The following is a 267-nucleotide window of genomic DNA, read 5'->3' on the forward strand; positions in this document are numbered from 1 at the left end:
TCACCGGCGTCTCGCCCGGATTGTCGGCCCGTGACGGGGCCCACCGAGTCCGGTGTTTACTCCCGATCACTCCGGAGGAGTCCTTCACGGTGCGTGTCACCGGATTCCCCGCCGGCATGTTCCAGACGAACTGCTATGTCGTGTCCTTGGACGACTCGGCCGAAGGCTTCGTCGTCGACCCTGGCCAGGAAGCGGCCGCGCCGCTCTACTCGTTCCTGGACGAGGCCGGACTAGTACCAGTCGCGGTGCTGCTGCCCCACGGCCACC

1 protein-coding gene is annotated in these 267 nt (G+C 67.0%); it reads left to right on the top strand.

Features of this window, described 5'->3' with window-relative positions; genetic code table 11:
- Window positions 1–89: 89 nt before the first annotated feature.
- A partial coding sequence (locus AC0IX4_RS23080; protein WP_471831411.1) for an MBL fold metallo-hydrolase occupies window positions 90–267 on the top strand: 178 nt, incomplete at its 3' end.

This window comes from Rhodococcus sp. AC861 (assembly GCF_979256035.1).